This is a genomic window from Pseudomonas sp. HP_14 (assembly GCF_055283875.1).
In genome coordinates, this window is sequence record NZ_JBTOQI010000001.1 from 223,859 (window position 1) to 243,145 (window position 19,287).

At 58.4% G+C, this 19,287-nt stretch carries 18 protein-coding genes; 7 read left to right on the plus strand and 11 right to left on the minus strand.

Going from position 1 to position 19,287, the window contains the following annotated elements:
* Positions 1-117 precede the first annotated feature (117 nt).
* From ACYASS_RS00930 to ACYASS_RS00965, 8 genes are read right to left on the minus strand one after another with little or no spacing between them, the layout of a single operon-like run.
* The gene (locus tag ACYASS_RS00930; RefSeq protein WP_463584689.1) at positions 118-750 is read right to left on the minus strand and encodes a LysE family transporter; all 633 of its coding nucleotides are present in this window, start codon (positions 748-750) and stop codon (positions 118-120) included.
* A 55-nt stretch (positions 751-805) separates the two neighbouring features.
* Positions 806-2,551, minus strand: a complete 1,746-nt coding sequence (locus ACYASS_RS00935; RefSeq protein ID WP_463584888.1) for an FAD/NAD(P)-binding protein — start codon at positions 2,549-2,551, stop codon at positions 806-808.
* An 11-nt stretch (positions 2,552-2,562) separates the two neighbouring features.
* Complete coding sequence (gene sbnA, locus ACYASS_RS00940) at positions 2,563-4,581, minus strand: 2,3-diaminopropionate biosynthesis protein SbnA (protein WP_463584690.1); 2,019 nt, start codon at positions 4,579-4,581, stop codon at positions 2,563-2,565.
* A 1-nt stretch (position 4,582) separates the two neighbouring features.
* Positions 4,583-5,899, minus strand: a complete 1,317-nt coding sequence (locus ACYASS_RS00945) for a SidA/IucD/PvdA family monooxygenase (protein ID WP_463584691.1) — start codon at positions 5,897-5,899, stop codon at positions 4,583-4,585.
* On the minus strand, positions 5,896-6,930 hold the full coding sequence (locus ACYASS_RS00950; protein ID WP_463584692.1) for an ABC transporter substrate-binding protein: 1,035 nt from the start codon (positions 6,928-6,930) through the stop codon (positions 5,896-5,898). The genes ACYASS_RS00945 and ACYASS_RS00950 overlap by 4 nt, the downstream gene beginning before the upstream one ends.
* A complete protein-coding gene (locus tag ACYASS_RS00955; RefSeq protein ID WP_463584693.1) occupies positions 6,927-8,060 on the minus strand; it encodes an NAD(P)/FAD-dependent oxidoreductase in 1,134 nt (377 codons plus the stop codon). Before ACYASS_RS00955 ends, ACYASS_RS00950 begins: the two co-directional genes overlap by 4 nt.
* Before the next feature lie 15 nt (positions 8,061-8,075).
* Positions 8,076-9,578, minus strand: a complete 1,503-nt coding sequence (locus ACYASS_RS00960; protein WP_463584694.1) for a methionine--tRNA ligase — start codon at positions 9,576-9,578, stop codon at positions 8,076-8,078.
* Entirely contained in the window at positions 9,571-9,963 is a 393-nt protein-coding gene (locus ACYASS_RS00965; RefSeq protein ID WP_243247061.1) for a cupin domain-containing protein, read from the minus strand. Before ACYASS_RS00965 ends, ACYASS_RS00960 begins: the two co-directional genes overlap by 8 nt.
* Before the next feature lie 285 nt (positions 9,964-10,248).
* Here ACYASS_RS00965 and ACYASS_RS00970 point away from each other — a divergent pair, with 285 nt between their 5' ends.
* Both ACYASS_RS00970 and ACYASS_RS00975 read left to right on the plus strand, forming a co-directional pair.
* A complete protein-coding gene (locus ACYASS_RS00970; RefSeq protein WP_463584695.1) occupies positions 10,249-10,521 on the plus strand; it encodes a DUF2790 domain-containing protein in 273 nt (90 codons plus the stop codon).
* Between the two features lie 333 nt (positions 10,522-10,854).
* Positions 10,855-11,457: a ferritin-like domain-containing protein gene (locus ACYASS_RS00975; protein ID WP_463584696.1), complete on the plus strand. Its 603-nt coding sequence runs from the start codon at positions 10,855-10,857 to the stop codon at positions 11,455-11,457.
* Between the two features lie 70 nt (positions 11,458-11,527).
* On the opposite strand, the gene ACYASS_RS00980 is transcribed toward ACYASS_RS00975, so the two are convergent.
* Positions 11,528-12,862 carry an OprD family porin gene (locus ACYASS_RS00980; protein ID WP_463584697.1) on the minus strand — a complete coding sequence of 445 codons (1,335 nt, stop codon included), beginning with the start codon at positions 12,860-12,862 and terminating at the stop codon, positions 11,528-11,530.
* A 143-nt stretch (positions 12,863-13,005) separates the two neighbouring features.
* Between ACYASS_RS00980 and ACYASS_RS00985 the strand changes: the two genes are divergently transcribed.
* The 4 genes from ACYASS_RS00985 to ada all read left to right on the plus strand — a co-directional run bounded on the left by ACYASS_RS00985 (position 13,006) and on the right by ada (position 15,868).
* Positions 13,006-13,269, plus strand: a complete 264-nt coding sequence (locus ACYASS_RS00985; protein WP_463584698.1) for a hypothetical protein — start codon at positions 13,006-13,008, stop codon at positions 13,267-13,269.
* 160 nt (positions 13,270-13,429) lie between these two features.
* The gene (gene copC, locus ACYASS_RS00990; protein WP_463584699.1) at positions 13,430-13,819 is read left to right on the plus strand and encodes a copper homeostasis periplasmic binding protein CopC; all 390 of its coding nucleotides are present in this window, start codon (positions 13,430-13,432) and stop codon (positions 13,817-13,819) included.
* 3 nt (positions 13,820-13,822) lie between these two features.
* Positions 13,823-14,683, plus strand: a complete 861-nt coding sequence (gene copD, locus ACYASS_RS00995; RefSeq protein ID WP_463584700.1) for a copper homeostasis membrane protein CopD — start codon at positions 13,823-13,825, stop codon at positions 14,681-14,683.
* An 87-nt stretch (positions 14,684-14,770) separates the two neighbouring features.
* Positions 14,771-15,868, plus strand: coding sequence for a bifunctional DNA-binding transcriptional regulator/O6-methylguanine-DNA methyltransferase Ada (ada, locus tag ACYASS_RS01000; protein WP_463584701.1), 1,098 nt, complete (start codon positions 14,771-14,773; stop codon positions 15,866-15,868).
* A gap of 515 nt (positions 15,869-16,383) precedes the next feature.
* Here ada and acuI read toward each other — a convergent pair.
* Together acuI and acuR are read right to left on the minus strand one after the other, a co-directional pair.
* Entirely contained in the window at positions 16,384-17,367 is a 984-nt protein-coding gene (gene acuI / locus ACYASS_RS01005) for an acrylyl-CoA reductase (NADPH) (protein ID WP_463584702.1), read from the minus strand.
* A 46-nt stretch (positions 17,368-17,413) separates the two neighbouring features.
* On the minus strand, positions 17,414-18,046 hold the full coding sequence (gene acuR, locus ACYASS_RS01010; RefSeq protein ID WP_463584703.1) for an acrylate utilization transcriptional regulator AcuR: 633 nt from the start codon (positions 18,044-18,046) through the stop codon (positions 17,414-17,416).
* Positions 18,047-18,161: 115 nt separating this feature from the next.
* Between acuR and ACYASS_RS01015 the strand changes: the two genes are divergently transcribed.
* Positions 18,162-19,238: an NAD(P)H-dependent flavin oxidoreductase gene (locus tag ACYASS_RS01015; protein WP_463584704.1), complete on the plus strand. Its 1,077-nt coding sequence runs from the start codon at positions 18,162-18,164 to the stop codon at positions 19,236-19,238.
* The last annotated feature ends 49 nt before the right edge of the window (positions 19,239-19,287 follow it).

Genomic DNA, 19,287 nt, shown 5'->3' on the forward strand with positions numbered 1-19,287 from the left:
TTGTTCAAATGAATAAGCGTCCGGGAAGGCGGCATTCCTGAAGGTAAAAATGCGGCGAATGGAATGGCCTCTTCCCGAATAGCTTCGGTCCCACGGGTTCTGTGTGAAATCTGCCGATCAGACAGGCCACAGACCGATCAGCAAGCGCAGACCGAAAGCGACCATGAACAACCCGGTAATGATGTCGATGGTTTTTTTCATACGTTGGTAGCGGGCTTGTACGGCGGGGATGGAAAACAGTGTGGCGAGTAGCACGAACCATGAAACGGCCAACACCGCGATGATCGATACCCCGGCAACACGCACCCACGTCGGCAGCCCAGGCGTCGAAACGGTCGTGAATACGCTGGTGTAAAAAGCCAGCGCCTTGGGGTTGGTCATGTTGGTCAGCAAACCGAAGCGGTAGGCCCGTCCCAGGCTACCGATGCCCAGTTCACCAAGGTTGCGCGGCTTGGGTTGCGCACCAGCATTGCGCAGGCTTTTGCTGCCCAGCCAGATCAGATACGCGCCGCCCAGCAACTGCAACGCGGGTTGCGCCCATGGCAATTGCTGGAACACCAGACCCAGGCCGGTACAGGCCAGCAACGCCCAGATAATGCTGCCTGATGCGACGCCCAACCCGGCACAGATCCCCTGTTGCCTGGACTGGCTGAATGACAGTTGGGTAATGACCAGAAAGTTCGGGCCGGGGCTGATGATCAGCACGATAAAAGCGCCAGCGAGGGCGGTCAGCAAAGTGATCTCGACCATGGAGATAATCCTTTTTTAACGGAGAGTTTGAAGTGATGGCGTTCAACCGCCGGGGCTAATGCACAACGCAACCGGCTGCTTCGGCACGCAGCGCCCTCAGGCAGGCCTGCACCGCAATGTGCGCCTCCAGCGGCGCCTTGCAGGCAGGATCAGGTGTTGGCACGTAATGGTTGTAGAAGCGACTGCCTTCGACTGCGGGCCCCAGCACCCAGAGGTGCTGGTTGACGGTCCCGTCACGCCGTACGGCGCGGCTTGAGGTATCAATGGCGACGCCATCCGCGGGGTACGGATGGGCCATCCTGATCAATCCCTGCCGCAGCAAGTCATCGATCAAGGCGCAACGGTTCTGGCTCAAGCCGCTATGGGCATTGCGGGCCCGAATCAGGCTATCGACCTCAAGGTTATCGACCTCATTGATAGCCATCGGCGGTAGCAGCCGGACCACTCCGGCATCGATCAGCGCCAGCAAATCCTCGTAGCGCTCCTTCTGCGGGCCGCCCACCAGACGATTGCCGAGCCTGGCCCACGCGCTGTAAAACGCCTGGGTCGAGCAATCACTCAGGCCGTTGTGATCCACAGCCAGGCGCAACAGGTCGCGGCAATCACGCCAGACCTCCAGCGCCTGCGTGAGCGGACTGTTCTCGGTCCCAAGGCGGCTGCGGGCCAGATCGTTGGCAATCCATCCGCGAAACCACTGGGCGTAGGTGTGCGGCTCACCCTGCCAGCGTTGAGTGTTCAAATAGTCCTGCGGATCGAACGCGCCATACGCCTCAGCCAGCGTTGCGAATGCTTCAGACCGCGCTTCAACGCTGCTCGCCCCCTGAAGTACCCGGCGAACATCCTCTGCTCGCTCAGCTTGTTGCAGACGAGCCATGGCGACATAAAAAGCCGCGCGCATTTCATCCTTGATCAGCGGCAGCACATGCTGAACGAAGTCCAGTCGGCCATCGGGGCAGGTTTCACGCTGCACTGCGATGGCCTGAGCGGTGAAAAACATGCGCTGCGGCACAACCGCTGACGGAGTCCATTGCGGGCGGCAATGAAATGGCAGGCCCGAACGGGAAAACAGCTCAATCTGCGGCTCCAGCCCTGAAGGCGTGTAACGCCAACCGGTGACGCTGTCGTCCCGCTCGAAACGCCCGCCCCGACCTTCAGTCAGCGATGCGATGCAGTCCATTGCGCTCAGCCCCAGCCCCTCAACCGCGACGCGCTCACCCGTACATTGCACGGCAGGTTGCGGCGCATGCCCGGTCGTCACGAAGACGGCATCGGCCTCACACCGCTGCCCGTCAGCGGTGTGCAGATAAAAGCCCCGATCATCAGGCGTCGGGCAACAGCCGGTCACAATGCCCCGGTGATGACGGACGTCCACGTGCGCCGGGCATAACCGCAACAGGTAGCGATAGCAATCACGCAGGTAGCGACCGAGCAGCTTGCGCGGTACGAAGTCACCAAACTCGATGGGCCTTCCCGCGTGGCTGTTGCTGACATGGCCTCGCTCATCCAGTCGTAGCGTCTCAGCGGTGCACCATTGCAAGAACGTCAGCCTGGGAGGATCACCGGCTTTCCACACTGGAAAGGCCGAGGAGAATGCCGACAACTGGCCTGCCATGGTGTTGAGCATCAGGTAGTCAGGTTGCTCGGGCGCATGCAGACCGCTGCCGGGTGGCTGCGGGTCAAACAGCTCGATAAGCAAAGCCTCGCGGGGATCGATTCGCGCTGCACGGATCAATTGCTCCAGCACACTGAGGCCCCGGGACCCCATGCCGATGATGGAGATGCGTTTCGTGTCGATGTTGATTGGCATGGGCATCACCAGCGCTTCGATTCGAAGAAGAAATCTGCGACCGGCAATGCGCTGCCCTGCTCCAGCGCGCGCTCATAAACGCGCTTGCCCACCGCCAGATCGAGCACGCCCAGTCCGAATGGCGAGAAGATCGTGGGCCTGTCCGGGCTGACCTCCACTTCACCGAGCATGAGTTGCGCCAGCGTACCGGTGATAAACGAACGGCTCTGATAACGCTGCACGGCGAGATCCGGCGATGTCCCGGCCTTCAGACAATGCTCGACATCGTCAACAATGTTATTGGCCTCGGCGATGATTTCCGGGCCCAGATCGCGCAGGGAAATGTTCAGCAGAATCTGCTCAGGCCGAAAACGCTGTTCGATCACATAAGGACTCGGTGCCGTGGTGGCGAACACCACGACATCGGCCTGCAATGCCGTATCAAGGTCTACTGCCTGGCAGGCCAGCTCATGCTGCACAGTGGCATGCCCGATCAGCGCGGCCGCTGAACCGGCATGCACATCGAAAACGTCCAGCGCATCGACCTGCCAGCCATCGCTGACGAACATGTCGAGAATTGTTCTGGCAATGAACCCTGCCCCCACGACAGACAGGCGACCAATTGTTCTGTGTTGTCTGTTCAGCCACCGAGTGGCCAGTACCGCCGACGCAGCTGTGCGCATCGCACTGATCCGGGACGCCTCCAGGCAGGCGTAGGCGTATCCGGTGCGGGCATGGTTGAGCAGCAAAACCGCCGAGGCGCGTTGCAGGCCGGTGTCGATATTGCCGGGAAAGCTGGAAATCCATTTGATACCACTGACCGGCTGCTCACCGGACAAGCTGGCGGGCAAGGCGATAATTCGATTCGCCGGGGCTTGCGGGAAGCGCAGGAAATAGCTGTCGGGGTTGATGCTGCGTCCGGCGTGATGTTCCAGATAAGCCTGCTGAACGTCGTCGATGCACGCCACCGGATCTTCAGCAAGAATCTGCGCAACGGTTTTGCCGTCGACCACATGAAAAGCCGATTGTTTGAGGCGCTCGCTACGCAGATCGGTGGTCAGGGAGGGTTCAACCGACAGGTCGTCCAGCGTCATCTGCAGTACCTGACTGCCGAAGCGTTGCTCCACCCACGAATCATCGTAGAGCGTGTCCAGATAACGCTCCCCCCAGTCCGGCGACAACGCGACCACCACTGAACCGGGTTCAATACGCTCGCGCCAGGCGTGCACTGCGGCAACCACTGTAGCGGTGGACCCACCCACCAATAGCCCCTTGGTGCGCGCCAGCACGCGGCACATGGCGATGGTTTTCTGCTCGGGGACCATCTCCAGATAATCAATGCCCTCGGCATTGAAAATCGGCGGTCGCTGACTGGTGCCCAAGCCTGGAATAAAGCGCTTGCCGGGCGGCGTATCGAAGGTCACCGAGCCGACGCTGTCCACTGCAATAATGACCGTGGCCGGGTGATGGCGCCGGAAATACTGCACACAGCCCATCAGCGTGCCTGTAGTGCCTGCGCCGACAAACAGATAATCCACGTGACCAAAATGCCGACCGATGGACTGTGCAGTCGTTCGCGCATGGGCACGAGGGTTGGCAGCGTTTTCGTACTGGTTGAGCCAGACGTAACGCGAGTCAGCCGCAACCTTCTGACGTATCAGCGCAATGCGCGTACCGAGGAATCCGCCGTTGGCATCCGGTTCTTCGACTTGAATCACTTCGGCACCGTAAGTGCGCATCAAGCGAATGTTGTGATTGGAGCTGTTGGGGTCCACCACACAGGTGAACCTGATCCCGCGCTCGGCGCAGATCATCGCCAGCGCTACCCCCAGATTGCCCGACGACGATTCGATCAGAATCGTATCCGGGTTGATCTGGCCGCGAGCACACAGATCGTCGACCAGGCCAACGGCGGTCTTGAGCTTGATCGAGCCCGCCGGATTGAGGGATTCGAGCTTCAAAAAGAACTCAGGCCCAACGCCTTTGACGTTGAGAAAGGTCTGGTCGTGGACGATATCGGAAATATTGTTGTAGGTAGGGGTCATGTCATTCAGCCAGAAGCGGTTCGTGGGTGTGCGCCTGAACAGCCCGTTCAAGGCCTTGAGCAATGCGCCCGGCGCGCAATGCCATCAGCGAAAAGGACTGGCTATCACTGATGCCATGGCTGCGTTCTGAAAGACCGTTGACCCACACCTTCACGTCGCACTGCCCTTGAGTGGCCACGCGATAATCGCGATCGATCACCAGCCCACCATCCAGATCGGCCTTGAGCCAGGGCTGCAGGTTGCTCAACAACGGCGGCAGCACAGGCTGCTGATAGCCAGTACCCAGCACGATGACGTCCACCTCCACGACCTGACTGAGCAAACTGAAGGTATCGGTCAACGTGACCCGGTAGCCGTCAGGCGTTTTTTCCAGTTGACTGATTTCGCTGTAGCCATGGGTTCGCAGACGCTGACGCCCGGCAATGCTGTCCTCGTAAATCACGGAAAACAGCTTCTGGCTTTCATCCGGATCAATCCCGGCGTAATTGGTCGAACTGCTCCACTGCAAAAACTGCTGGCGGGCCTCAGGGGCCAGGCTGTGGAAGTAATCGACGTGGTCCGGGGCAAAAACCCGATTGGGGAACTGGCCCAACTGGGTCAATTTGAAACCCGCAGAACGGTGCACCGAATGCACGAGAAGATCGCTGTCACGGGCTATCAACTCCAGCACCGACTCGCTGGCGCTCTGCCCCGAACCGACTACCAGCCAGCGCTTGGGCAAGGCGTTGCCGAACGCCTGCAAACGGGTCAGAAACTGCGAAGTGTGAAACAGCGTCGCCCCCAGCAAGCCGGAAAACTGCTCGGGTATGCGCGGCGTGCTGCCGCTGGACAGCACGATGTTACGAGTCTCGAAGCTGCCCTTCTGCGTTTCGATCCGTACGAGTTTGAGGCGGCCATCGCGAATCACCGGCAGGATTTCCCTGACCGGGGCGTTGAAGTGTGTCTGGCTGTCCACTTGCGCCGAGACCCAGCGCAGATAGTCCGACCACTCATGACGGCTGGCGGGACGCCCCAGCAAACCGAAATCGAACAGGCGGCCTTTGTCCTTGAGGTACATCGCAAACGAAAACCGGCTGCGCGGATTACGCGGTGTCACCAGGTCACGAAAGACGTGGTGGTTGATGTCGGTGCCACTGAGCAACAACTCACGATGCCAGTGAGTCTCGTGAGCCGCTTCGAGAAAACACAGGGAGAGATCCCCTGGCGGCGTGCCAGCTTCCCGTGCGTCTTCAAATACGCACGACAGCGCGATCCCTGCCGGGCCAAAGCCGATGCATACGGCGTCTGCGTGAGCGACTCCAGGTGTTGATGCGTTCATTTGCGTTCCATCCATAGTGTTGAAGGCATGAGGGTTGAGGGCGTTGCCGAATCGCTGGAGGCGTTTTCAGCGCACGATCCGGTTACCGCGCGCAGACCGTGAGGGCCGACCTGCCATAGCCGGTTACAGGCGCCCCTGAGCTCACCCTGATCGAAGCTGACGTCGCCCAAGGGCGTGCTGAACGTTGTGTGATTGAGGGCCTGAAGCAGATCGGCGCGGCGCCACTCACGGTTCGCCAGCACACCCAGCACGTGAAACAGCAGCAGGCTCTCCCGGTAGTAGGTTTCGGGGGCCGTCTCGAATAGCGCCTGGTGCTGGACGGTGCCGTGACACCGACCTGACTCATCATCGGGACTGCCGAAGCCGATGACCCAGGTCGTGGAGTCGTCAACGGCGGCGTTACCCAGCCAGCGCGAGGCGGCGTCATCAGTGAAAATCAGCGGCCGCCGACTGCCGCTGGCCCGACGTTGCCGCCAATGCTCACAGCTGCTGCGCAGGCGTCCGGCAAAAACCTCCACCTGCGCCTGTTCACGCTCATGGGTTTGAGCTATGCCGTAATCGGCTGCCGCCTGAGCGATACCCTTGGCAAGGGCCCGCCCATGAGCACTTTGATCGGCGACGACATGAAGGGTTTTCCAGCCTCTAACCTTGATCCAGGCAAGCAGATCCCTGGCCAGTTGGCGATCCGATGGGCAGAAGCGAAACACGTTGTGGTGGTCACGCGTCAGGCAATCAATAGTCGCCGCGGGGGTCAGCAGTGCAATGCCTGCCTGCCGATAAACCGCCGCCGCACTGACCGCCGCGTCGGATGAAAAATGGCCAACCACCAGATCAACGTTGGCCGCGACCATTTCACGAGCGACCTCTTCGGCACGCACCGGGTGGGCGCCGTCATCCAGAAAGTGCCACTGCACGTGCGCGAGGCCCGGAATGAAATTGCGCGCCACACACAGCGCCCGCAGAAAGGCCCGGGCGTGCGGAGTGTCAGCAGGATCAAACAAGGCAGACACGCCGACCTTGAGCCTCTTCATGGCTGCACCCCGACAGGTGCGTCAAGCAGCATGGCGCGCAGGGGCGAAAGTGCGGACCAGTCCTGATCAAGTGGTGTGTTCAACAGATGTCGCTGCACCTGTTCCAACGCAATACAGGCAATGCCCGGAGCGAACTTGAAACCTAGGCCGGACATGCCAGTGGCCAGAAACACCGGGCTGTCTTCACCGACGAACCCCAGCAAGGGCCTGCCATCAGGGCTGTAGCTATCGAACCCCGGCAACACATCCAGCACCTGTGAATGAGTGCAGCCGGTCAGTTGGCGTACTCGCCTTGCAGCATCTTGTTGATTACGCGCGTCAGTGAGCGGCAGCTCACTCGGGGACACTCGAATATCGCGGAAACCGCAACCGGTCTGCGCGATATGCCGGGTCAGCGGGATCAGGTAACTCTGGCTGACCGCGTCTATGATCGGCATGCCGCAATCTGCGTCGGTCAGCACCCTCGCCAGGGGAATCGAGCGGGTATCCAGCTTCAACTCCGGCACCCATTGACGACTCCAGCCGCCCGCCGCCACCACCAAGGCACGGCAGCGCAGCGTACTGGCGCCCAGCCCGACATGAACCTCGTGTCGGGAGTGGCAATCAATCGATTGCACCTCGCAATGCTCCAGCAGCAAACCATTGCTGCGCACCACATCAGCGAGCAGGTGCGTCGCCAGCCGGACATTACCGACGCAGGCATGGGGCTCGAAAAGAATCACCCGCTCACCTTCCGGAACCGGCGCGAAGTGCATACCGTTGAGTTCCTGAGCCGCGATCAGGCGCATGGGGTACTCAGCGCTGGCGTGTCGTTCTATTGCGCGCTGAATCTCGCTCGTCTTCTGCGGCGCAGCGCAGTAGAGCGCTCCGCTACGTTGCAACGCTGTGGCGTAAGTACTCGCAAAAACACCGTCGTGTATCTGGGCGATGGAAAACGCTGCAAGGTCCATCAACAACGGATCAGGGTCGTAAAGCCGCACCAGCCCCCCCGAGAAACCACTGGCCCCACTAGCACCGACCACGCCTTTTTCAAGCAGGGCAACCGCCATACCGGCACTGCTGAGCCGGGCCGCAATACTCGCACCGATAATCCCGGCGCCAATCACTGCGACGTCATAGTCCATAAACATGAGTGATGAGTCCGTTCAGATGCAGTATTCAGCGGCCGAGCCGGTAAGAATCGTCGCGCTGACTCTGTCCAGCGGCAGCGCAAATGCCTCGGCAACACGCGCCGCCGTGTCGGGAATCAGGGCCTGCCCGGTGACGGCGATGAAGGCAGCGAAGTGGTTGACCTGCCGCCCTTCACCCAAGCGGGTTTTGGCGATGGCGATCACGTCGAGCAGCACACCCGCCATGCTTTTCATCGAGAACAGCTCTGGCTGGGTTGCCTTGATCCATTGCAGGCGCAACGCTTCAAGCAACCCTGCGTCGGGCCCGCACATTCCGTTCCACCAACTGCCGCCGCCCTGCCGCACACCGGCCTCCAGCAACGCCGGGAAAAAATCGTCGAACACTTCCGCGCGCCACTGCTGGAAATGCTGCAGACGGAAATCACCTTCACACTCCTCCGGTGCAACGGCGGCCAGATAAAGGCGAGCGCTGTCGGCGCATGCCTGGGCGACCAGGTCAGCGACCCAGATCGCATGATTACGGCTGGTGGACAGGTTGAGGCCGTCGAGTTTGAGGAACTGATTGGGCATGAACAGTTGGTGAACGTCTAAATCATCGAGCACCGATAGCAAGGCCGGATAGACCACTGCGTGGCTGAACACGCAGTCGAAACCAAGAAAGTGCACCAGCGTGCCCTGCCCTGATTGCCAGTACTGCTGGAACAGATGTGGCTTGCCGATCTGCGCCGCATGTTCACGAAACGCCGCCATGTAACCGGCCAGCCCCATGAACCAGGTATGGATACGACATGAATCACCCTCTGTCAGGTCCAGTCCGGCATCGCCGGGCCGTGTCACGCCCCAGTCGTGCAAATGCTCAAGGGTCTCGACCAGCCAGTTATTCAGCGGCTTGCGCCATTTGCGGTTGAGCAAGCGGTCGCGCAACACCGGTTTGAACAGTGCCAGTTTGAGAAATGCGCGATGGCTGTTACGCCACTGCACAGGCTGGCTGCAGAGTTTGCAGTGCAGCGCTGTCATGAGCATCGAGTCCGGTGCCTGAGCGCAGTTTTCGCATTGGCTGGCGTCGGATTCGGCACCGCAGTAGTTGCACAGTCCACGGGCAAAGGCTTCGTAGCCCCAGACATCACAGCCCCCGCAGTAAGCTTCGCTGGCATCACGAAACTCGATGACTCCCGCCTCTCGGGCCTTGTCGAACACCTCACGCACCGCGTCAGCGAAGAACGCATTGTCCTGCGGCCGCATCCAGTTATCGGGCCTGATATTGATCGCCGCCAGTGACGCTTCAATCCGGTCCGAATTGCGCACAGCCAGCTCGACAGGATCAACGCCCTGCTCCAGGCCTTTGCGCAGCATGTAAGACTGGTAGTCATCGGAATAGGAAACCAGTACGCAGTCATGACCTCGCTGGCGTTGCACACGGGTGAACACGTCAGCGCCCAGAAACGGTCCGGCGATATGGCCGATATGTAAGTCGCCGTTGGGCGTCGGTGGGGTGATGGTGACCACGAACCTAGTCATTCAGGCACCCCGTAGTCTCGTTGTGCTGAGCGACGAAGTCGTTGACGTAATTCATGTCCCACCAGACCACGTAGAAATGAAAGTCCTCGGGTGAATCATTGATGATGTAATGATCGGTGTGCTTGGGAATCGCCGCGATATCACCCACGCCAAACTCCAGCTCTCGCTCGCCAATCACCAGCCGCGAACGGCCCTTGATAGCGATGAATATCTCCTGATCGATCTGGGTATGCGGCTCACTGCGAGTGCCTGGCCGCACCACGCACCAGCCACCGGCAAACGGCATCGGGTAGCCTTGCCAAGGGAGCAAACGACTGCCGTCCAGACCGTACTCATGAACCAGATTGTCGAAACGGGTTGAACGAAGTATTTCGAACTTTTGCATGACCAGCCTCCGTGGCTACTTGATGGCCAGGAGCATGCAATCGGCGATGAAAGTTGGCTATCTGATCCGTTGATAGAACAGATGTTGCACATCGAATTTTTAGATCTCATAAGCGTTTTATTGCGCCCTTACTTATCGCGCCTGCCAAGTATCAGTTGCAGTGATGGCGTCTATCGACAGCCTCCATTTTTGCATGACCCATAACGCGCCTAGAATTCATTTCAACAGCAAAGCAAACCTTGAAGCTTTGCAGGCATTCCGACTTGATACTCAGTGGAGATTCATATGAAAAACGTTGCCCTGTTCGCTGCCCTTTCATTCTTCTCGGTGTTTGCTTCGGCTAACGACTCCGTCAATAACAACGCACAATTGCCCCCTTCTGTGGATTACAACTACTCGCAAAATCTGGATATTGCCAAAGTCCTCAAAGTGACTTCTGCCGAGAGCACCACCTGCGGCCCCGTCCAGGCGCACATGCTGTATCTGGACAGCAAAGGTGTTGAGCACAACCTGCAATACACCCGCATCAGCGGCGGTAACAATTGCCAGAATGGTTGATCTCATGAGCCCTGACTCATGTTTAGCGAAGCAAGAAAAAAGGCCGCTGCAGTGGCCTTTTTTCGTGTTGGGTTTAATTAAGCCACCCCCTGCACGTTGTGAACAATAATGGCCCGCCCTTCATAAGCACTCAGATGAAGTTTATTAACAGGGCCGTCGGCACACTATTCCCTTGCTCGGTATCACCGGGGCCTGTTTATCTCAACCGGATCAAACCAAGGTATACAAGGAACACACTCAGGCGCTAGTCCGCTGACTGCAGGTAGCACAGACCGTGCGAGAACTTTTAATTAACCTGCGTACTTCAGCACTATGAACGCGCAGGAGTTGAGCATGATGAACACAATGAATGATGAACGCACTCACTGGACCGACTGTCGTGTCAGCGCATACGGCGCACACTTTTCACTGAGTCGAATCGCCCGTATTGAACTGGTTGATTTGATGCGCAGGCACCTGAGTACGCACGTCGAGCTGCTCGATCAGTTGAAAAATATTCAGCATCATCTGCGCAACCCGGGCTTTACCGTCATGAAGCAGCCATTTGATGGCTTGGCCGAAGCGACCACCACTCACATTGAGTACCTGTGTGCACGTATCAAGGATTTCGGTGGTATGCCGGAGCGCGTGCTGCTGGCCTCGATGCGGGCACCGATTCAGCATTTTGCTGAGGTGCCGTTTGCAGACGGACTGAATAACATACACAGCCGCGCGCAAGAGCTGGGGTCATTTGCCCGACAGCTTCAGCCTGTGACTCAGCGCGCCAGCCGCTATGGGGACTACGCGACAGCCACCCTGGTCAGCGAAATTCTCGCTCAGGCGCAAACGATCATTCACGCCATCAAACTGAATATTCCCGCCAGCCGCGCGAATGCCGTACCGCCAGCGCTCTATCAGCAAACGCCTAATCTTGTCACGCACAGTGCTCGCCGCTGACATGAGTGAAAGGACCAGACCGAAAAAAACCAGGCAGACACTACGGCTGCCTGGCGATAGGCACTGGGTATCAGAAGATATTGATCGGGTAGTCAGCGATCAGGCGGAACTCATTGTTATCGGTATCGCCCTGGTCGGCATTGGCCCGGTGCCAGGACTGACGCAGACGCAATGCGAGGTCCTTGGCAGGTCCGGTCTGGACCACGTACTTGGCTTCGACATCTGTCTCGTGGTGCTTACCATCTTCACCGTAACCACCGTACTGGGTATTGGCAGGCATATTGGTGCCGTCGATGTCATAACCTTTGACGTAACGCACCATGAAGCCAAGGCCGGGTACGCCATAACTCGCCATGTTCAGGTCATAGCGCGCCTGCCATGATTTTTCTCCGGGACCGTTGAAGTCCGAGTACTGCACGGAGTTGTTGAGGAAGATCGAATCCGCTGTATCACCGGCCGAATTATCACCGAAAGCAACATAGTCAAATGGCGTATCGCCATTAACTTTCTGGAACGCCAGTGTCACTGTATGAGCCGTCAGGAAAGAATAAGCGGCGGCCATCGACCATGTAGTGTTGCTGATATCACCCGCTTTGGATTGGCCCGAATCGGTGGTGCGATAGATATTGAAATCCAGATTCAGTGACTGCTCATCAGCCAGCGGCAGCGTCAAGTTGGTATTGGCGTAGTACTGATGCCATACATCCTTGAGATCCGAACCGTAGAGGCTGACAGTCAGATTGTCGTTAATGGTGTACTTGCCACCGGCGTAATCAATGCTACTTGACTCGACATCTGCGTAGGCCGCATGCAGACCGTGATTATTGTTGGTCGTCACCGGGCCATTGCTGCCGGTGAAGTGCCCGACATCCAGATCAAGGCCATCGATTTCACTGCTCAGCAGATTGAAACCGGTTGCTGTTTGCGGGAACAGTCTTGTCCCGCCAGCAGCAAATACCGGTGCTGTTGGCTGCAGGTTGCCGTAGCGCAATTCGGTTTTGGACATACGGAGTTTCACCGCACCGCCCGCAGTGCCGTATTCGTTCTCTGGTGAATCATTGCGGTTCACTGGCAGGTTGCCGGTGCCGCTTGTCCCGGCGCCGCCGTCCAGCTTCAGGCCCCAGTAGCCGTAGACATCGACCCCGAATCCCACAGTGCCTTGAGTAAATCCGGAACTGAAATTACCCAACACAGCCTGGGTCCAGTCCTTCTGATCGCCTACACGATCGCCATTGCGGTTCTTGCCATCACGATTGAAATAATAGTTTCTGAGGTTGAGGTTGAGGCTGCTGCCTTCCACAAATCCGGTGGCTTCAGACTGATCGCTGACGGTGGCCGCCGATGCCAGTTGACTCACTCCCAGTGAGACCGCCAGCGTGATGAGATTGCATGTCAGAAACTTCATTTCTTTCCCCTGTTTCAATATTGCTTATCGTTTTTCGCGCAACAAGGCTACAGCAAGAATGACCCGCCTTGGCACAGGAGACTCAATAAGCGAAGAGATACGGCAGATGCGAAAATGAATACAGACATTGTTGACATACAGGAATGATCAAGAATTCTGACGATTCTGTTCAAGCTCCAGATGCCGATTCGAACGGACAGGTTTGCTCACCTGCCCGCGAGTTTTTAACACCTTTGAAACTTCAGGCGCCTCTTCGTTTGATGATAGTCACTATCAATTATCGTAATAGTCTGAATCTTTCCAGCGGTGATAGTGTGGGCGGCGATGAAGAACGTATTCGATCGCTCTCTGAATCCGCATCAGAGGGCGCCAGATTGATGCTCCCACTTCGTCATTCCTTTGGTTAAAACTTTATAGCCACCTCACTTTTGTGCGGTGGCTTTTTTTTGATTTTTTATCCTGATGGGGTACTCAACGCTGGAGTCGCCGGGCAGTTTCTGGTCTATTGGGCCCTTGAATGCCGATCAACAGCGCATAATCCAGCTTCCGCAAACAGGTAATTTTTTGATGTCTGCCCAACTGTTCAAGCACCTCCTCTCGACTCTGACCCTTCTCGCTTCCCTGACCGCGGCCACCAATGCAATGGCTCACGCGCACCTGGAGAGCCAGTTGCCCGCTGCCAGTAGCACCGTCAGCAGCCCCAAGGAACTGCGCCTGCACTTCTCGGAAGGCGTTGAAGAAAAATTCACCAAAGTCAGCATCACCTCAACCACCCCCGGCGGCAAAACTCTGGTTGAGCCGGTCCCTGGTATTGCAACTGATCCCGCCGACAAGAAAACCCTCATCGTTACGCCGACCGCGCCGCTGGCGGCTGGAGACTACAAGGTCGAATGGCACGCGGTATCCGTTGACACGCACAAGAGCGAAGGCAGCTATACCTTTACCGTAAGCCCCTGATTCATGCAGACCGCACTCATCCTGTGTCGCTTCGTGCACTTCTGGGTGCTGCTGACGCTGTTCGGGATTTATCTTTCACAGCAGCTCCTGTTGCGCACTCACCTGGCCCGCGCCAACTACCTTCAGCCGATCAAGGTCCTGCGATGGCTTACAGCGCTCGGGTTGGCCAGCGCCATTGCCTGGCTGCTGCTGACCGCCGCGAGCATGGTCGGCAGTTGGGCTGATAGCCTCGCTCCGGCAACCTTGCTGTTGGTCCTTGGCCACACGGCTTTTGGCAAGTTCTGGGTCTGGCACTTGGTTTTTAACCTGGCGCTGCTGGTTTTACTGACCCGCAGCCGCCGCTTGCCATGGCTGAATCTGCTGCTCGCAACCCTACTGCTCGCGACGTTGGCCCCGGTAGGGCACGTGGCGATGTTCGACGGTGTGTACGGCCAGTTGCTGATCCTCAACCAGTTCGTTCATCTGCTGGCGGTCGGAGCATGGCTGGGCGGTCTAGGTCTGTTGCTGACGCTGCTGCGTAAACCCGCGGATGTCGACATGCGAGGGGTATTGCTGCGCTTTGGCGGTTTCGGTTATGTCATGGTGGCGCTGATTATCCTGACTGGATTGGTCAACGTTCGGGTCATGAGTGGCGCGCCTTGGCCGACGCCCGCTTTTTCCGGCTTTGGCCTGGTGCTTGGTATCAAAGTGGTCATGGTGTTGTGCATGCTCGCACTGGCACTGTTTAACCGACTGGCGCTGAATCGCGGCACGTTGCGGCTAGAGCAAGTGCGTATCAGCGTAGCGTTCGAATGCCTGTTTGGTATGGCCGCTCTGGCGGCGGTTTCTCTGCTGGGGACCCTGCCGCCCATGCTTGCCGACTGAATCGAATTTGACCGCAAGACCCGGAGTGCAGGCGGTCTACTCGCCCAATAAGCTGAGGCTCATCGTATCCGTGTAAGGTATCGGCTCATGACACGCAGCAAATCATCATCGTCGGCTACCGAAAATGACCCGCGCTGGAAAGCGGTGCTGACCCGCGATGCTTCAGCGGACGAGCAGTTCGTCTATGGCGTGCGGACCACTGGCGTCTATTGTCGCCCGAGCAGCCTGTCGCGCCTGCCCAACCCCGATAACGTTGTATTTTTTGACAGCGTCGAGCAAGCCGAAGCTGCCGGGTATCGCCCCAGCAAACGTGCCGCCGCAGACCAAAGCCATGTCGCCCGGATGCACGCAGCCCTGGTGTCCTGCGCCTGTCGTCGCATCGAAGACGCCGATAGTGCTCCCAGCCTGAAAGAGCTTGCCGAGAGTTCGGGACTCAGCCCCTATCATTTTCATCGAGTGTTCAAGGCGGTGACGGGGTTGACGCCCAAGGCGTATGCCAATGCACACAGGGCCAAAAAGATACGCCAACAATTGTGCTCGGGTGGTTCGATTACCGACGCTTTGTACGACGCAGGCTTCAACTCCAGCAGTCGTTTTTATGCGGCGTCTGGCGGGTTGCTGGGCATGAAACCGGCACAGTATCGCCAGGGTGGCCATGACACCGAAATACGCTTCGCGGTTGGAGAATGCTCGCTGGGCTCTATTCTGGTTGCCCAGAGCCAGCTCGGCGTGTGCGCCATCCTGCTGGGTGACGATCCGGAGTTGCTGGTACGTGACTTTCAGGATCAGTTCCGCCACGCAACCCTGGTTGGGGCGGACGACGATTTCGAGCAGATGATCGCCAGGGTGGTGGGTTTTATCGAATCACCCAACCTGGGCCTGGACCTGCCTCTGGACATGCGCGGCACAGCCTTTCAACAGCGGGTCTGGCTGGCACTCAAGGAGATACCACCGGGCAGTACCGCGAGCTACGCGGAAATTGCCCAACGCATCGGCGCGCCCACGTCCTTTCGAGCCGTGGCCATGGCGTGCGGCGCCAACCGGCTGGCAGTGGCCATTCCTTGTCACCGGGTGGTGCGCAGTGACGGTGGTATTTCAGGGTATCGGTGGGGTGTAGAGCGCAAGCAGAAATTGCTGGACCGGGAGAGTGAGTTGGCTCAAGCCACCGGTAGCTCCGACAGATGAAACGCGGTTTTTCCTGTGGGTGCTTGCCCGCGATGCAAGCACCTCGGTATATCTGACAGACCGTGGCGTCTATATCGCGAGCAAGCTCGGCTCCTACAGATCAAGTGCAGCCCGACCATGGCTCAGGTGCCGGGTTTTCCTGTGAGAGCGGTGCTTGCCCGCAATGCAGGCACCTCGATAGATCTGACGGACCGCATCGCCTATATCGCGAGCAAGCTCGGCTCCTACAGATCAAGTGCAGCCCGACCATGGCTCAGGTGCCGGGTTTTCCTGTGGGAGCAGGGCTTGCCCGCGATGCAGGCACCTCGGTATATCTGACAGACCGTGGCGTCTATATCGCGAGCAAGCTCGGCTCCTACAGATCACATGCAACCCGACCATGGCTCAGGTGCCGCGTATTCCTGTGGGAGCAGGGCTTGCCCGCGATGCAGGCACCTCGGTATATCTGACAGACCGTGGCGTCTATATCGCGAGCAAGCTCGGCTCCTGCAGATCAGCACAGGGCTCAGTTGCGGCTAGCGGTTTACATCCACGACTACCCTGCCCCGAACTTCACCTGCCAGGAGTCTGGGCGCGATGTCGATCACGTCGCTCAGGCCGATTTCACGGCTGATCAGCGGCAGTAACGAAAGATCCAGATCAGTCGCCAGCCTGGCCCATGCAGCCACCCTGTCCTCGCGAGGCCGGGTGACGCTGTCGATGCCCGCGAGGGTAATGCCACGCAAAATAAACGGTGCAACCGACGCGGGAAACTCCATGCCCTGCGCCAGACCACACGCGGCTACCGTGCCGCGATAACGAGTGGCCGCGCAGATGTTGGCCAGTGTATGGCTGCCAATCGAATCGACGGCACCCGCCCAGCGTTCTTTGGTCAAGGGCCTTCCGGGTTCCGACAACGTGTGCCGATCAATAATCTCGGCCGCCCCCAGTTGCTCAAGATAAGAGGTTTCATTCAAGCGCCCGGTGGAAGCCACTACCCGGTAGCCCAGCCGGGCAAGAATGGCCACGGCGAAACTGCCCACACCACCATTGGCTCCAGTGACCAGCACATCGCCCTTGTCTGGCGTCACACCGTTGTTTTCCAGCGCCATCACCGCCAGCATCGCCGTGTAACCTGCAGTCCCGATCGCCATGGCCTGTGCGGTACTGAACGCCGCAGGCAAACGGATCAACCATTTACCTTGCAGGCGGGCTTTCTGCGCCAGCCCACCCCAATGCCCCTCTCCGACACCCCAGCCGTTGAGTAATACCTGATCGCCGACTGCAAAATCCGGATCACTGCTGAGGGTCACGGTCCCGGCAAGATCCACACCGGGCACCATTGGAAAGCTACGAACGATAGGTCCCTTGCCCGTGATCGCCAACCCATCCTTGTAGTTCAGGGTGCTGTACGACACATCCACGGTCACGTCGCCATCCGGCAGCGATTCGTCACTGATCTGCGCCAGCGTCGAGCGATAACCCGTGTCGTCTTTTTCGATCAAGATGCCTTTGAACATGCTTGCCTCCAATTTAGACCGATCGTCTTTTAATGTTTGAAAAAGCTTATTGCGGCAGCCCGCGAAGAAACCCCGAAATATAGGTGTTAAGCGGCGCATCACTGGCAACCAGACGCGCGCGCAGCACGGCACCTTCCCAGCCAATCCAGAAGAACGCCGCCAACTCGTCGCAATCCGCGTGACGCGCCAGCTCACCTTGTGTCTGAGCTGCTCGAAAACAGGTGCTCAAACGCGTCTGCCAATCGAGAAAAATACCCTCCAGAACTTCCCGAAAACCTTCAGGCAGCATGCTGACTTCCTGCCCGAGATTGCCCACCAGACAGCCACGTCGATAATCATGACGCGCCATACCCGCTTTGGCGTTTTGCACAAAACCCACCAGACGCTCAAGGGGCGTCAACGTTTCATCGAGCAGCCAGCGATCCAGCTTTTGCGAGAAGTAATCGGCATAGCTGTCCAGTACGGCGTGGCCGAACGCTTCCTTGCTGGGAAAGTAATGATAGAAAGAGCCCTTGGGCACCCCCACCCGCTTGAGGATGTAATCGATGCCCGTAGCAGTAAAACCCTGCTCAGTCAGCACTTGCGTGCCGCAGCGGATCAGCACTTCGCGGGTTTCAAAATTTTCCCGGTCGACCTTGGGTGGCCGACCTGGGCGGCGTTTCAATGCGGGTATAGTCATGGGAGGCAATATTAGACCGATCGTCTCGTATGTCAAATACGCTCAGTGACCGGTTGCCAAATGCCTCTCACACACGCTCAATAGCGCTTCCCCAAAAAAACCGCACGGAGCCTCTATGAACGCTTGGCCTGATACTCGCCTCCTTGATGTGTTCGGGATTGAACTGCCCATTCTTCTCGCGCCGATGGCGGGCGCAGGCGGTTCCGCGATGGCCATCGCGGTAGGCAACGCTGGCGGCCTCGCCTCCCTCCCGTGCGCGATGCTGACCCCACAGCAAATCCGCGATGAAGTCGCGCTCATACGTCAACACACCAAGGCACCGCTGAACCTGAATTTCTTCTGTCATCAACCGCCGCAGGATGATCCGCAAAGTCACGAAAACTGGAAGGAGGCACTGCGGCCTTACTACCTTGAGCTGGGCGCTGACGTTAATGCACCTACTCCGGTGTCCAGTCGTGCACCTTTTGATCTCGCCAGCTGCGAACTGGTCGAAACCTTGAAACCCGAGGTCGTCAGCTTCCACTTCGGCCTGCCGGAAACCGGGCTGCTTTCAAGAGTGAAGGCAACCGGTGCCAAGGTCATCTCGTCAGCGACTACGGTTGCTGAAGCCGTCTGGCTAGAGGCAAATGGCTGCGACGCAATCATTGCCATGGGCTACGAAGCTGGCGGGCATCGGGGGATCTTCCTCAGCACAGAACTGACCACACAGATCGGCACCCTGGCGCTGGTGCCGCAGATCGTGGACGCAGTCAGCGTACCGGTGATTGCCGCTGGCGGCATTGCTGATGGGCGCGGGATCGCCGCGGCGTTCATGCTTGGCGCTTGCGCGGTACAGATCGGCACGGCCTACCTGTTTTGTGCAGAAGCCAAGGTCAGCAAGCCTCACTACAAGGCGCTACGCACCGCAGATAGCAGCCAGACTGCGCTGACCAACATTTTCACCGGGCGCCCGGCCCGTGGCATCGTCAATCGGGTGATGGCTGAACTGGGTCCTATGAGCCCGCTGGCACCGACATTTCCGTTGGCAGGTGGCGCCCTGATGCCTTTGCGGGCAATTGCCGAACCTTTGGGCAACGGCGACTTCATGAACCTCTGGGCCGGACAGTCGGTGGGGATCAAACATGAGCATGGTGCTGAACAATTAACCCGGCTGATTGCACGCCAGGCGCTGGAAAAACTCATCCGGCCATAAAACTTAGCTTCCCATGGAACAAGGCATCGCTATATATTTCTATATATAG